Genomic DNA, 13050 nt, shown 5'->3' with positions numbered 1-13050 from the left:
TCCGGCCCGGGCTGGAAGATCGGGTGACGCAGACGCACGTCACAGCCGGCGATCATGCCCGGCCTGGAGCCCGAAGATCGCGGCTGCGTTGGTGTCCAGGATGGCGGTCGCCTGCTCGGCGCTCAGGCCCGGCTGATGTAGCCTCGTCGGCCTCTCAGGCTGGTGCTGCGATGGCGTCGCGGTGGCGTTGGGCGGCTGCGGGGAAGAGGTCGAAGGCTCGGCGGCCGAGTTCCTCGACTTCTTGCGGTGCGAGGACGTGGGAGTTCCGGAGCGCGTCGATGTTGCGTTTCATGTTGTTCTCGTTCGAGCAGGGGACTCCGGCGTCGGCCCCGTAGACGATGTGGTCGCGGGGCACCATCGTGACTGCTGCGGCAAGGTTGGCGTCGGTGCCGGACGCGGCGGTGTCGAGGTAGAGCTTCGCCAGGTCGGTGCGGATGTCCTCGGCGGTCAAGCCCAGTGGGTTGAACACGTACTCCTCCGCCCCCAGCAGCCCGAGGCGGCCGGAGAGTGCGGGCAGGGCGCCGCCGCAGTGGGCGAGGACGACCGTGAGCCGGGGGTACCGGCGGAAGAATCCTGCGTAGAGCAGGTCCACGACGGTCCGGGTGGTCTCGAACGGAAACTCGACCAGGACGGCGGTCTGCCGGAACACGGGCGCTACGGCGCTCGGGTGGACGAACAGCACGGCCGAGCGCCGGTCGAGCTCCTCCCACATCGGCGCCAGACGTGGGTCCCCGAGCGCGACACCTGCCCAGCGGGTGAACAGGATGTAGCCGTCAGGGTGTGTTTCGGTGTCGCCACGCGCGATCTCGGCCAGAGCTGCGTCGGGGTCGTCCGTGGGCAAGGCGGCGAGCAGGCCGAAGCGGCCGGGGTGGTCGGCCACGAGCTGGGCGCCGTAGTCGTTCCAGGCGCGCAGTTGCGGAAGCGGGGCATCGAGTAGCGCCGGGCTGAGCAGCTGCGTCGCGATGCCGAGGCGATCCATGGTGGCGAGCATCATCTCGGGTCGCCAGTGGTGGGGCTCGGGCGTCAGGAGGTGTGCGTCCCTCAGTTGACGCCACTGGGTTTCCCGGGCCTCTGCCGTGGTCGGCGGGGTGAAATGTGCGTGGATGTCCACCCAGCCGTTGATCTTGTCCATGACGCGTTCTCCTCACATCAAATTGCACTCAGGTGCAACAAGTTCGATGGTTGCACTGGAGTGCAATAATGTCAACATGAGGCAGGCGGATGGTGGGAAGCAGGACGGCAGGACGCGCAACGCCCAGATCAACCGGGAGCGCGTCTATGCGGCAGCGATCAAGGTGTTCGCCTCGCGCGGCTACGACGCCGCCACGATGGACGAGATCGCGGCAGAGGCCGGCGTGGTCCGGCGGACCGCGTTCAATCACTTCCCCGCGAAGTCGGACATCGCCACCGAGTGGGCCGTACGAGTCGGGGAGGCGGTGTTCGCGCTGGTCTGCGACGTCGGCCACATCGCCTCGGCCGCAGGCCGGGTGCGGGCGTATTTCCACGAGCTGGCCCTGCGGGCGGAGCGGGACTGGGATGAGACCCGGCAGATGACAACCGGGCTGCTGCGCGGACACGGCGCACCGGCCCACCGCTCGCAGCTTTCCGCGGAACTGCGCGACTGGCTGCTCGCCTCTCAACGGGAGCGGCCGGGCAACGGACCGGCACCCGCTGCCGATCCCGCCCTGACCGTGGACGTGCTCTACGACGTCTTCCAGGGCGCAGTCGTGCGACGGCTCTCCCAAGAGGCTCCGCCGCGCGGGGCGCTCACGGCCGAGGTGGACGCCGCAATCGCGCTCGTGCTGGCCGGGTTCGCGAGTGGTGCCGGATACCCGGGCGCGTCTGGTGTCCAGCCTCACAATAATTTACTTGACTAGACTGTAAATTAATCGCATGCTGGGGGCATGAAGACGATCACCCTTGAAGAACACTTCGGAGTTCCGGCAGCCAGCAAGTGGGTCCCTGAGATGCAGGGGGACTGGCTGGCCGGCCAACTCGACGACCTCGGCGAAGGGCGGCTCCAGGAGATGGACGCCCACGGAATCGACATCCAGGTCCTTTCCCTCCTCTCGCCCGGCGTGCAACTGCTCACCGGTCAGGAGGCGGTGCAGACCGCCCGGAACTCCAACGACCTGCTGGCCAAGGCCGTGCGGGAACACCCGACGCGATTCATGGGATGGGCCGCGCTGCCCACGGACGACCCCCGGGCCGCCGCGGACGAACTGGACCGGGCCGTGAGCGAGCTCGGCCTCGCCGGGGCACTGGTGAACAGCACGTTCGGCACCAACGGCGCCTTCCTGGACGACCCCCGGTTCGAGCCGCTGCTCGCCCGGATCGAACAGCTCGGCGTGCCGCTCTACCTCCACCCTGCCGCACCGCCGCAGGCCCTGCGGAACCTGCTGTTCGACGGCTTCACGCCGGTCGTCGGCCACCTCCTCGAGACGGCCGCCTGGGGCTGGCACTCCGAACTCGGGCTCCACAGCCTGCGCATGGTCCTGGCCGGCGTCTTCGAGCGCCACCCGGATCTGCGCGTGGTCCTGGGGCACGGCGGGGAAATGCTGCCGTTCATGATGGCCCGCATCGACGAATTCCTGCTCCCGGAACGGACCGGGCTCGCGGAACTGCCGTCCGCCTACTTCCTGCGGAACTTCTGGGTGACCACCAGCGCCCTCACCGCGCTGCCGCCCGTCCTGTGCGCCCTGCAGGTCTTCGGCGTCGACCGCGTCCTGTTCAGCGTCGACTACCCGCTCACTCAGATGGGTCCGGTCCGCGCCGTGCTCGACGCGCTGCCGCTCGCCCCCGCCGACAAACAGAAGGTGGCCGGCGGCAACGCCGCCGCACTGCTCGGTCTCGGGTCCTAGCCCGGGCAGCAGTGCCGCCGCGTCATCGCTGGGGAGGGTTTCAGTCGTCGGTGCTGATCAACGGCCACAGGGTGTCGATCACCCGGTCGGCCTCGGCGGGATCGAGCTCGCCGGTGCGCAGGAAGGTCGCGAGGTAGCTGCCCAGGCACAGGTCGGCGAGGACCTCGACGTCGACGTCCGCCTTGACCGAGCCGTGGTCCTGCAACTGCCGCATCGTGTCGATCAGGATGTTCAGCTGCGGAGCGATCGTCCGTTCCCGGAAGATCTCGAGCAGGTCCGGGTGGCGTCCGGCGTCAGCCAGGATGTGGCCCATCAGGCCCAGGCCCCGCTCCCGCACCTCTGCCGGCATCACCGCGCGCAGGGCTGCCTTGAGGGCGTCCTGCGGGTCGAGTCCGTCCACATCGGCACCGGCCGCGCCCGGTGCGATCAGGCCGAGCGCATCGACCACGAGCTCGTGCAGGTTCGCCCAGCGCAGGTAGATCGTCGGACGCGTGACGCCGGCCGCCTTGGCGATGTCTCCGAGGGACGTGCGCGCGTATCCGTCCGCCGCCAGCCGCTCCAACGTCGCCCTGAGGATCGCGCTCTCCACCGCGGGGTCTCTCGGCCTGCCCCGGGACGCCGCCCCGGACCGGGCGGTCTGCTCGCTGGTCATGGGCGCGAGGTTAGGTGCGCGGCTCGGCTACCGGCAACCCGGCCGGGTCAGCGAGGCACCCGGGACGGGGCGTCGGCCGGCCGGCACAGCGGATACTGCCCCCGGTCGCCGTCGAGGGCGACCAGGCGGCACCACGGCGGTTCATCCCGGCGCTTTCTCAAGATGTCGGAATGTGCTGCTGGGAAGTCTTGTATTCGTCCACGATCGTGTTGAGCACCGAGCTGTCGTCGGGTGGGTCGATCTCCAGCTGGAAGACGGTGCTCACGCGGGCAATGAGGAAGTAGAAACCGACCATGATGACGGTCTCGACCAGTTGTCGGTCGGTGTAGTGGCCGCGCGCCGCCTCGAAGATCTCGTCCGGCACTTCGGGTGATCGTGCGGCGCTGTCGGCGAACGCGAGCAGGGTGCGCTGGGCCTCGGTGAACTCGCTGGAAGTGAGGTCGCGGGCGGCCAGCGCGTCGCGCTGGGCGTCGGTGACTCCCACCGATCGCGAGATGGAGATGTGTTGCTCCCATTCGTACGGGGCCGAGAACGCTACGCCGCTGTTCATGATGACCAGCTCACGGTCGACCGCGGGCAGTGCCCCCGCGGCGAACTGGGCTGCGCCCAGCTTGCTGACGGCGGAGCCGATATCGGGTGAATGCCCGAGCATGCGGACGATGTTGACTGTCCTTTCGTCCGCGGGAAGTTCCGGATAGCCGATACGAGCCATGGTTGCCCGCCCTTCGATTCGTGTGTGGTCGATGTGGTTCGGACCGGTCCGCCAGGAGATCAGTAATAGATCGGACCGAGATCACCGCCGCCGGCGATGATCGGATCGCCGTTGAGCGCGACACTGCGCGGGCTGGCCAGAAACGCGACCACGGCGGCGACCTCGTCCGGGGTGACGATCCGGCCGATCGAGATCGTCGCGCTGAACTCGCGTTCGACCTCCTCCGGCGTCAGCCCGCGGGACTCGGCTTTGGCGGCGAGCGCCTTGGTTGCGGTGTCGGTGCTGGTGGCGCCGGGGTGTACGACGGTGACGTTCACGCCACGGGGGCCCAGTTCGTCGGCGAGGTTCTTGGTCAGCGCGGCAACGGCGATGTTGCGTACCGAGCCGGTTACCAAGCCGGTGCGCCGCGCGGCGATGCCGCCGACGTTGATGATCCGGCCCCAGCCGCGCTCGACCATGCCGGGCGCGAACGCCCTGGCACAACGCAGATAGCCCCGTACTTTGACGTTGATCTCCGCTTCCAGCGCCGACTCCGCGATCACGCCGGGGTTGGTCATGGCCGCGTTGTTGACCAGGATGTCGACGCCGCCCAGTTGCTCGATGGCGGTGGTGGCCATGGCGGCTACCGAGGCGTCGTCACCGGTGTCCGCGCCGATCCCGATCACGCGTGTCCCGGTGTCGGCGGCGAGCAGAGTGGCCTGCTCGACCGCCGCCTGCGCATTGCGGCCGACGAGTGCGACATCGGCGCCTTCCTGGGCGAGAGCCCGGCCCACTGCCAGGCCGATGCCCCGGCTGCCGCCGGTGACCACCGCGCGTTTGTCCTTCAGCCTCAAATCCATGACAGGTTCTCCTCAGTTGATCGACACCGCAGCGCGATGAGAGTGGCACTGTCCCGTTAGGACGGTCAATTCAGGGGCGATGGCATAGCGCCTGTAGCACCATGTCCCCATATCGGCGCCAGACCGCGGGGTCACGTTCTCCGAACCGCACCAGCTGCAGTGCCGCGCCGCACAAGAGCACACGCACGTCCCGCGGTGTGGCGTCCGCACGCAGCTTCCCGGTCGCCCGAGCGGTCTCCATGACCTCGATCAGCGGCTCCAGGAGTGGCAGGGCGGTCTGGGAAACAGCGTCCGCGAGCCGTTCGGCCAGCAGGCGATCGTGGGCCAGGACATCGAAAAGTTCGAAAACATAGACGCGGAACCCCTCGTAGGGGTCGGCCTCGCGCCGTGCCTTCGCTGTGCGTCGTGCGAGCTCGTCCAAGCCCAGCTGCGTGATCGACTCGAGCAAGTCCTCCTTGGTGGGAAAGCCTCGGTACACCGTTGCTTTGCCGACCTGAGCTTTCGCGGCGACCTGGGGAATCGTGACCAACGCCCCGTGTTCGCGGAACAGGTCGATCGCGGCGGTGATCACCCGTTCGTGGTTGCGGCGGGCGTCTGCCCGCCCCGGCGAGGCAGTCGCGTGTCGAGCCGGTCCGGGATTTTTCGGCGAATTCACAGGACGAAACCCCTGCCCATCAAGGAGCCTGGTCAGGTCGATCGATGTCGAAGCCGCTCTCGCTCAGACGCCGGAAGCGACCGTCCTCGGCGAAGGTGCCGAAGACCGCGATCTCCCGGTGGTGAAGTGAACCGTCCGCGAGACTCAGGCAGATGGTGTGCCGCTCGGCGTAGGTGACACCATCGCAGAGCTCGTCGAGCACGGTGACCGCGCCTCCGGTGACCTCGCTGCGCACGCGACGGATCACCTTGGCGAACTCGTCGCGGTTCAGCGTCTTTCCGTCGCTGCGGTGTGTGTAGTCGGGTGCGTAGTACTGATCGAGGACCTGGTGCAGTTCGAGGTCGGGCTCGAAGAGCAGGGCCTGAAGGGCTTCGCTGATACAGGCATGACTCATTGCGGGAATCCTCACGCCGGGAGCTCAAGTGGACCCGTGGGTCCGGTTCGATGGTAGCGGACCCACGGGTCCGTTTTGGCGAGGGTTCCCGTGTTGCTCGTCACGTGGGGTCGTTCGCGAGTGACGCATGCGGCGAATTATTGACATTAACGTCAAACGGCGGTACTCCTGGACCATGACAGCTCGACGTGTGCACGTGCTCGGCGGTGGTCCCGCAGGCCTCTTCGTGGCCCGGCTGCTGGCCCTCCGATGCCCCGGCTGGCACGTCCACGTGTACGAGCGGAACCCTCCCGAGGAGACCTTCGGTTTCGCGATCGGCCTCACCGGCGGCCTGCTCAGGGCGTTGGAGGAGGCCGACCCGGACATGCACCGGAGCATCACGGATGCCGCGTACCGGTTCTCTTCCAGCGGCTTCCGGCTTCCGCAGGGCGAGGCGCGGCTCGGCCGGTTCCACAGTGGCGCGATCGCCCGCACGCACTTGCTCCGGCTGCTGCTGAAGGGAGCACGCGAAGCGGGCGTCCGGGTGGAGATCGGCCGGTCGTGCACGGTCACCGAAGTACTCGGAGACGCGGACCTCGTGATCGCCGCCGACGGGGTCTCCAGCGCCACCCGTAACCACTTCCGTCAGGAGTTCGGTGCCCAGGTCACCCCGGGGCGCGGCAGGCTCATCTGGTGCGGCGCCGAAGTGCCGCTCGACGGCGGGATCTTCATGCCGGTGACCACACCGGACGGACTCTTCGTCGCCCACGGCTATCCCTACGGTGAGGGGCTGTCCAGCTTCGTCATCGACGCGTCTGCTTCGACTTTGGCGAGAGCCGGCCTCGGTGGCCGGCAATGGGCCGGCGAGGGTGAGTCGGACGAGGCGGCCCTGGAGTACCTGTCCAGGGCATTCTCCGAGTTGCTCGGCGGTGGCTCCTTCATCGGCAACCGGTCACGGTGGGGGTGGTTCAACACCGTCCGCTGCACCCGCTGGCACCACGGCAAGACCGTGTTGCTGGGCGACGCGGCGGCCACCGCCCACCCCTCCCTGGGTTCCGGCACGAAGATCGCCATGGAGAGCGCGATCGCCCTCGTCGATGCGGTGACGACCCTCACGGACGAACCTGTGTCCGGTGCCCTCGAGCGCTTCGAGGCCGCCCGGCGCCCCGAGGTCGAACGGCTCCAGGAACGCGCCACCCGCAGCCAGCTGTGGTGGGAGTCCTTCGAAGTTCGGCGGCACCTCGCTCCCGCCCGCATGGCCGTGTCCTACCTCAGCCGCTCCGGAGCCGTCTCCCTCGACGACCTGGCCGTCTCGGACCCGCAGCTGGTGAGGCTGGCCCTCGTGGACTTCGCCGACGTGGCGCCGAGCGAGGTGCCCGGCTCGGGGATCACCGACTGGGTGCTCGACCGGCCGTTGGCGGCACAGCGGCACAGGCAGTCCGGGACTGCCGAGCCCACGGCGTCCATCGAGGTGACCTCCGGGGACGCCTGGGGACTCGCCGCCGACGAAGTTTTGGCGCAGGCAAGGGAGTTCCTGCGTCAAGGCGTCCACGCCATCCGCCTCACCGGCGTGGACTCACGCAGTGGTCTCCTCGACCGCCTGGCCATCGGGGAGCGGATCAAGACGGAGCTCTCCGCCGTCGTCGAGGTCACGGCGAGCCCGGAACACCTGCGGCACGCCGCGGACGGCATCGTGGCCGGCCGCGCGGACCTCGTCCGCACAGGCGACGGGTCGTGAGCGCGCAGTCGCAGGAGAAATTCTTCGGATATTCGCGAAGGGAGACGTCGTGCTTCCCCAGAAGTTCTTCACCGGCAAGGGCGAGGTGAGCGGCGCCGGGACCGTCGGGGCCAACCACACCGCGTTCGCCTGCTGGGACCCGGTTGCGACAATGCGGTTCTACGGGGAGATCCTCGGATTCCCCCTCGTTCACGCCGTGCCCGCGCTCGGCTGGGGCAAGGACGACAACCCCGATATGGTCCACTTCTTCTTCGACATCGGGAACGGCGACACCCTGGCTTTCTTCTACTACTTCGGCTGGCCGCGGCCGGAGCCGGTCCACCAGGTGCTCCGGCAGTCCAACCACATCGCCGTCGAAGTGCCGGACGAGGCGGGCCTGCGGGCGTTCCGGGACAAACTCCAGGCCGCCGGATACGAGGTCATGACGGTGGAGCACGAGACCATCGAATCGATCTACGTGGATGACCCCAACGGGATCTTCTTCGAGCTCACCCGTCCCCTGCGCGACCTCACCGGGCTCGACGCCGACGACGCGAGGCGCACGATGGACGGGCTGACCGCGGCCCTGGACGCGGGCGGCACGTCCATCCAGGACGTCTGGCGGGCAAAGGCCCTGGCGAACTCCCCGGTCGGCGGCCCCGCGATCCACGTGGTGGATCAACCCGAGTGGCAGGGCGCGGTGGACTTCGCGCGCAAGACCGGTCTCGAGACCGAGCAGCGCGACGGCTATGTCGTCATCCACGGTGGGCCCTTCGAGATCCGGCGCCGGGAAACCGGGCTCAACCTGGCGGTGTGGTTCACGCTGCCCGCGGGTGGACTGGAAGGCCGGATCACGAGATTCGACCGCGAGGTGCTGAGGGTGGAGGAGTGAGCGCGGCCCCCGCCAGGGTGCCGTCCGGCCGTGGCAGGGCAGCGCTGGCGACGGACTGGTACCCGGCGTCCCTGCTGGAAAAGACCGCTGTCGGCCCGCGCACCCTGATCACTCACGACGGAGAGGTGTCCCGAGGCGTCCTCTACGAGCCCGGCACGGCGAGCCGGACAGTCTTCTGCCTCATGCATCCCCGGCAGGACCTCCAACGGCACCCGTTGATCCCCGGGCTGCTGGCGGCCGGGCACGCGGTCTGGGCGCAGACCGGACGTGAAGGGGGCAATGACCTGCGGCTGGTCCACGAGACCGCGCTGCTGGACGTGGCCGCCGGAACGGAGTTCCTGCGCGAGCGCGGCTTCGAGCACATCGTGCTCATCGGTCACTCGGGCGGAGCGGGCCTCTACTCGTTCTACACGGAGCAGTCGCTCGCCGCCCCCTTCGACCGCGTCGCCCGGACGCCGGGCGGGACGCCGGTCAGGCTGGCCGAGGCGGAAATGCCGGCGCCGGACGGGCTCGTTCTCGTCGCGCCGCACCCCGGCCAGGGGCGTCTGCTGCTGTCGATGATCGATCCCTCGGTCACGGATGAGAACGATCCGTTCTCGGTGGAGCTGGATCTCGACCCGTACCACCCGGCGAACGGCTTCGGCGAGGCGCCGGAGGGGTCGCACTACCCGGCCGAGTTCGTCGAGCGGTACCGCCGGGCCCAGCACGAGCGGGTCGCGCGGATCGACGAGCGGGCGCGTGACCTGATCGACGGGCAGCTCGCGGCCCGGAAGCGGTTCAAGAGTGGCTCGGGCGACCCCGCCGACCGGCGTCGCGGTGTCCTGACGCCGATCATCACCACGTATCGGACGGACGCCGACCCACGCTGCACCGACCTGCGCCTGGATCCGTCCGACCGTCCCTACGGTTCGGTGATCGGCGCGCGGCCGTCCGTGTCGAACTACGGCGTCACCGGCTTCGGCCGCCTCACCACGCCGGAGTCCTGGCTGTCGACCTGGTCCGGCCTCTCGTCGAACGCCGCTCTCGTCCGTTCTCTCGGCGGAGTGGCGATCCCGACGCTGACCATCGAGTTCACCGGGGACTGCTCGGTGTTCCCCGGCGACGTCCAAGACGCCCTCGCCGCCTTGAAGGCCGAGGACTCCACTCATCTGCGCATCTGGGCCGACCACTTCGGCAGGCCGCTCGCCGGAGGCGACGAGTCCGGGATCGCGGTGACCGTACGAGAAGTGGTTGCCTGGACCGAGGAGCGCATGAGCCGATGAAGACCACATCCGAGTCAGCGTCGACACCGGAAACCCTGGTCCCATTTCCCCCGGAGGTCATCCGCCGCTACCGCGCGGCCGGCATGTGGTCCGACCGGACCCTGGCACAGGAATTCCGCGCGATCGCCGACTACCACCCCGGCCATCTAGCGGTCATCACCCCCGATGCCCGGCTGACCTACGCCGAGCTGGACCGGCGCACTGATCGGCTGGCTCTCGGGCTGCGCGATCTCGGGCTGCGGCCCGGCGAGCGGGTGCTGCTGCAGGTGACCAACGGCGTCTGGGCGGTGCTGGCCTGGTACGGGCTTCTCAAGGCCGGACTGGTGCCGATCGCCACCCTGGCCCTGCACCGCCGCCACGAAATCCTCGAGATCGCCCGCCAGGCCGAACCCGTGGCCCATCTCATCGAACCCGGCTTCCGCGGCCACGACCTGGTCGCCCTCGCCGCCGAGGTGACCAAGGCGCAGCCGACACTGCGCCGGCTGCTCACGATCGGTACGGCAACACCGCCCGCGGCCGCCATCACCCTGGAGTCGCTCGAGTCGGCGGATCGTCCGGCGGCACCACGAACACGCCCAAGCTGATTCCTCGGTTGCACACCGAGTACTGGTACAATGCGCGGACCTATGCCGAGGCCATCGACCTCGACTCCACCGGCACCGTCGCCCATCTCCTGCCCATGGTGCACAACGCGGGCATCGTGTGCGCGCTGCACGCCGCGCACTCCGTGGGCGGCTGTGTCGCGCTCGCCGCACCGGAGCCGGCCCAGCTCAAGGTGATCGCCCCGCAGGTCACGCACGCCATGCTCTCGCCGGCGCTGGCCGCCATGGTGACGCAGGACCCCGGGCTCTTCGACGCTCTGGCCGGCCTGCGCCGGCTCGTGTGGGTGAACGGTCCTCTGCCTGCCGACATCGTGGCGAGGTTCGAGACGCCGTCGCGCACCATCATCCAGATGTTCGGGATGGGCGAGGGGATGTGCATGGCCACCCCGGCCGCGGCGCCCGCCGAGATCAGGCACCGGACGGTGGGCACTCCGCTCAGCCCGTTCGACGAGATCCGCGTGTACGCGCCGGGAACCGAGGACCCGGTACCGCCGGGCACGCCGGGGGAGCTCTGTGCCCGTGGCCCGGTGACCATCCGCGGGTACTTCCGGGCGCCGGAGCGCAACACGGAAGCCTTCACCTCCGACGGCTTCTACCGCACCGGCGACATCGTCGTCGAGGTCCCGCACGGCGGCCGCAGCTTCTATCGCCTCCAGGACCGCATCAAGGACCTCATCAACCGGGGCGGCGAGAAGGTCAACGCGGCCGAGGTGGAGAACCTCCTCGTCCGTCATCCCGCCGTGGAGCGTGCGGCTTTGGTGGCCATGCCCGACGAACGGCTCGGGGAACGCGCCTGTGCCTTCATCGTCCCGAAGGATGGTGCGCAGGTCCCCGGCCTCGGCGAGGTGCAGCGGTACCTCGACGGGATCGGGGTCGCGAAGTTCAAGTGGCCGGAGCGCATCGAGCCGCTCGGCGAGTTCCCGCTCACCAACGTCTCCAAGGTCGACAAGCGCGCCCTGCGGGCCAGGATCACGGAGATCCTTGCGGCCGAGGAAACCAGCGACGCGTAGGAATGCACCGTCATGGGCGCCGAAGTCGATTGCCGAGTGCGGCGGCGGCACGTTCACCGGACTCGGCCGAGCCATTGGTGCTGGGGTTCCCGAGGTAGTCCCCGGCGAGCTGGACGACGTCCTCCGGGTCCATCAGCCGGCGCAGTTCCGCGACCGTCCGGTAGAACCCGACGGACCGTGAGTTCGCCGCGGCGTCCCAGCGCTCGAGCTGTGCGAACTCCACTTCACCGGAGAATCCTGGGACGACGGCGTCCATGTGCCGCAGCATCTCGGCCAGCAGCTCGTCGTCCGGCCGTCCGGCGGCCGCCGTGAGGTAGCTGTCCACCCAGTGCCCGGAGACGACCGCTTTGCCGGCCGGCGCGGACTCGGGCATGGACCGGGAGTCGTAGGTCACGATGCCCAGGCTCAGACCCGCCTTGCTGGGGACGGCGATGAGGCCGGGCAGGTTCGCCGGAGCACGGCGGAGCGCGAAGATGCCTTTGAGGATACCGGCGTACGGGATCGACTCGATCAATTTGCGCTGGCCATCGGGCAGGTCCGGATAGATGTCCAGCACCGCCGGACCGTTGACGGCGAGCACGCAGCCACGGGTCTCGACCGTGTGGTCGCCGTCGGCGTCGTGCCAGCGGGTCCGGACCCCGGCCTCGGTGCGCCGGACCTCCTGGACCGTGGCTCCCGTGCGCGCGTCGAGCAGGGAGGCGAGGTGCCTGGCCAAGAAGTCGATACCGGTCGGATATCGCATCGGGCCGCCCTGGGTGAACTTGCCGAGCGTCACGAAGAGGTCGACGACGGACATCTTCGCCGGGTCCTCCAGGTAGACGCCCCGGAGCAAGGGGTCGATCAGGTAGTCGTAGATCTCCTGGTTCAGCCGGCGCCGCGCGTACGTCGGCACCGTCTCGGTGTCCAGCCGGGCCGCCGCCTCGTAGTCGTCGTGCCCCAGCCGGCGCTTCCACCGCCTCAGGTCGACGAGAAGCCGGCCCAGCAACAACTTGCTCCGCGAGGACAACAGGTCGGTGCGGACACTTTCCATGACGGCGCCGAGGCCCTCCCCGCCCAGCGACCGCAGCCTGCCGTCACGGGGAATGCCGACGCTGAGGGGCAGCGGCCGGAAGGGGTTGCCGAGGCCGGCGTCAGCGCAGAGGCGGATGACGGCGGCATGGCCACCCGGGAGGAGCGTCGCCGCGCGGTTCAGCACGAAGCCGTCGCGCCGGGTGCTCCGCATCATCCCGCCGACGGAGTCCGCTGCCTCGAACACGGTGACCGTCCGGCCCTGCTGCTGGAGGCGGAACGCCGCGGCGAGACCGGCGATTCCCCCACCCACGACCACGACGTCGGGTTCGGGCTTGTTCATGATCGACCTTCCGGAAATCTTGCTGACTTGCCTGTCCATGTTTTGCCGATGGAGTCAATAATGGGAAACGGCGGCTGCGCTGACCAGCACTCGAGCCGATGTGTGCCCGGCGTGCCGAACTCAG

At 69.1% G+C, this 13050-nt stretch carries 14 protein-coding genes; 7 read left to right on the top strand and 7 right to left on the bottom strand.

The genetic code is table 11. The features are described from left to right. Positions 1–154 precede the first annotated feature (154 nt). Complete coding sequence (locus BLW76_RS32220; protein ID WP_091314528.1) at positions 155–1132, bottom strand: amidohydrolase family protein; 978 nt, start codon at positions 1130–1132, stop codon at positions 155–157. Between the two features lie 46 nt (positions 1133–1178). Here BLW76_RS32220 and BLW76_RS32215 point away from each other — a divergent pair, with 46 nt between their 5' ends. Next, positions 1179–1877 (top strand): TetR/AcrR family transcriptional regulator, encoded by a 699-nt coding sequence (locus BLW76_RS32215; protein WP_167384805.1) that lies wholly within the window; start codon positions 1179–1181, stop codon positions 1875–1877. Between the two features lie 27 nt (positions 1878–1904). Next, positions 1905–2861: an amidohydrolase family protein gene (locus BLW76_RS32210; RefSeq protein WP_244170425.1), complete on the top strand. Its 957-nt coding sequence runs from the start codon at positions 1905–1907 to the stop codon at positions 2859–2861. Between the two features lie 40 nt (positions 2862–2901). Here BLW76_RS32210 and BLW76_RS32205 read toward each other — a convergent pair whose 3' ends face one another. The 5 genes from BLW76_RS32205 to BLW76_RS32185 all read right to left on the bottom strand — a co-directional run bounded on the left by BLW76_RS32205 (position 2902) and on the right by BLW76_RS32185 (position 6128). Further along, positions 2902–3513, bottom strand: coding sequence for a TetR/AcrR family transcriptional regulator (locus tag BLW76_RS32205; RefSeq protein ID WP_091314520.1), 612 nt, complete (start codon positions 3511–3513; stop codon positions 2902–2904). 157 nt (positions 3514–3670) lie between these two features. Further along, the gene (locus tag BLW76_RS32200) at positions 3671–4225 is read right to left on the bottom strand and encodes a carboxymuconolactone decarboxylase family protein (RefSeq protein ID WP_091314518.1); all 555 of its coding nucleotides are present in this window, start codon (positions 4223–4225) and stop codon (positions 3671–3673) included. A 59-nt stretch (positions 4226–4284) separates the two neighbouring features. Further along, positions 4285–5064, bottom strand: coding sequence for an SDR family NAD(P)-dependent oxidoreductase (locus tag BLW76_RS32195; RefSeq protein WP_091314515.1), 780 nt, complete (start codon positions 5062–5064; stop codon positions 4285–4287). A gap of 70 nt (positions 5065–5134) precedes the next feature. Next, a complete protein-coding gene (locus BLW76_RS32190) occupies positions 5135–5635 on the bottom strand; it encodes a TetR/AcrR family transcriptional regulator (protein ID WP_208613438.1) in 501 nt (166 codons plus the stop codon). A 103-nt stretch (positions 5636–5738) separates the two neighbouring features. After that, the gene (locus tag BLW76_RS32185) at positions 5739–6128 is read right to left on the bottom strand and encodes a nuclear transport factor 2 family protein (protein WP_244170424.1); all 390 of its coding nucleotides are present in this window, start codon (positions 6126–6128) and stop codon (positions 5739–5741) included. Positions 6129–6288: 160 nt separating this feature from the next. On the opposite strand from BLW76_RS32185, the gene BLW76_RS32180 reads away from it, so the two are divergent. Genes BLW76_RS32180 through BLW76_RS50555 form a run of 5 tightly spaced genes read left to right on the top strand, consistent with a single transcriptional unit; the run spans position 6289 to position 11575 of the window. Continuing rightward, positions 6289–7830 carry an FAD-dependent monooxygenase gene (locus BLW76_RS32180; protein WP_244170423.1) on the top strand — a complete coding sequence of 514 codons (1542 nt, stop codon included), beginning with the start codon at positions 6289–6291 and terminating at the stop codon, positions 7828–7830. Positions 7831–7879: 49 nt separating this feature from the next. Beyond that, complete coding sequence (locus tag BLW76_RS32175; RefSeq protein ID WP_091314505.1) at positions 7880–8701, top strand: VOC family protein; 822 nt, start codon at positions 7880–7882, stop codon at positions 8699–8701. Then, positions 8698–9963 carry an alpha/beta hydrolase gene (locus tag BLW76_RS32170; protein ID WP_167384804.1) on the top strand — a complete coding sequence of 422 codons (1266 nt, stop codon included), beginning with the start codon at positions 8698–8700 and terminating at the stop codon, positions 9961–9963. The genes BLW76_RS32175 and BLW76_RS32170 overlap by 4 nt, the downstream gene beginning before the upstream one ends. Beyond that, positions 9960–10547 (top strand): AMP-binding protein, encoded by a 588-nt coding sequence (locus tag BLW76_RS50560; RefSeq protein ID WP_279627716.1) that lies wholly within the window; start codon positions 9960–9962, stop codon positions 10545–10547. Before BLW76_RS32170 ends, BLW76_RS50560 begins: the two co-directional genes overlap by 4 nt. A gap of 8 nt (positions 10548–10555) precedes the next feature. Beyond that, positions 10556–11575 (top strand): AMP-binding protein, encoded by a 1020-nt coding sequence (locus BLW76_RS50555; RefSeq protein WP_279627715.1) that lies wholly within the window; start codon positions 10556–10558, stop codon positions 11573–11575. A gap of 10 nt (positions 11576–11585) precedes the next feature. Here BLW76_RS50555 and BLW76_RS32160 read toward each other — a convergent pair whose 3' ends face one another. Further along, entirely contained in the window at positions 11586–12926 is a 1341-nt protein-coding gene (locus BLW76_RS32160) for a protoporphyrinogen/coproporphyrinogen oxidase (RefSeq protein WP_244170422.1), read from the bottom strand. Positions 12927–13050 lie beyond the last annotated feature (124 nt).

Origin of the sequence: Amycolatopsis tolypomycina (assembly GCF_900105945.1) — a bacterium.
Lineage (GTDB): Bacteria > Actinomycetota > Actinomycetes > Mycobacteriales > Pseudonocardiaceae > Amycolatopsis > Amycolatopsis tolypomycina.
This window is presented reverse-complemented; position numbering and strand designations above follow the sequence as displayed.

Bases quoted from the DNA above. Each gene is read 5' to 3' on its own strand.
- BLW76_RS50560 (WP_279627716.1), top strand. From the start codon at position 9,960: ATGAAGACCACATCCGAGTCAGCGTCGACACCGGAAACCCTGGTCCCA.
- BLW76_RS32200 (WP_091314518.1), bottom strand. From the start codon at position 4,225: ATGGCTCGTATCGGCTATCCGGAACTTCCCGCGGACGAAAGGACAGTC.
- BLW76_RS32160 (WP_244170422.1), bottom strand. From the start codon at position 12,926: ATGAACAAGCCCGAACCCGACGTCGTGGTCGTGGGTGGGGGAATCGCC.
- BLW76_RS32215 (WP_167384805.1), top strand. From the start codon at position 1,179: ATGGTTGCACTGGAGTGCAATAATGTCAACATGAGGCAGGCGGATGGT.
- BLW76_RS32180 (WP_244170423.1), top strand. From the start codon at position 6,289: ATGACAGCTCGACGTGTGCACGTGCTCGGCGGTGGTCCCGCAGGCCTC.
- BLW76_RS32210 (WP_244170425.1), top strand. From the start codon at position 1,905: ATGAAGACGATCACCCTTGAAGAACACTTCGGAGTTCCGGCAGCCAGC.
- BLW76_RS32220 (WP_091314528.1), bottom strand. From the start codon at position 1,132: ATGGACAAGATCAACGGCTGGGTGGACATCCACGCACATTTCACCCCG.
- BLW76_RS32195 (WP_091314515.1), bottom strand. From the start codon at position 5,064: ATGGATTTGAGGCTGAAGGACAAACGCGCGGTGGTCACCGGCGGCAGC.
- BLW76_RS32205 (WP_091314520.1), bottom strand. From the start codon at position 3,513: ATGACCAGCGAGCAGACCGCCCGGTCCGGGGCGGCGTCCCGGGGCAGG.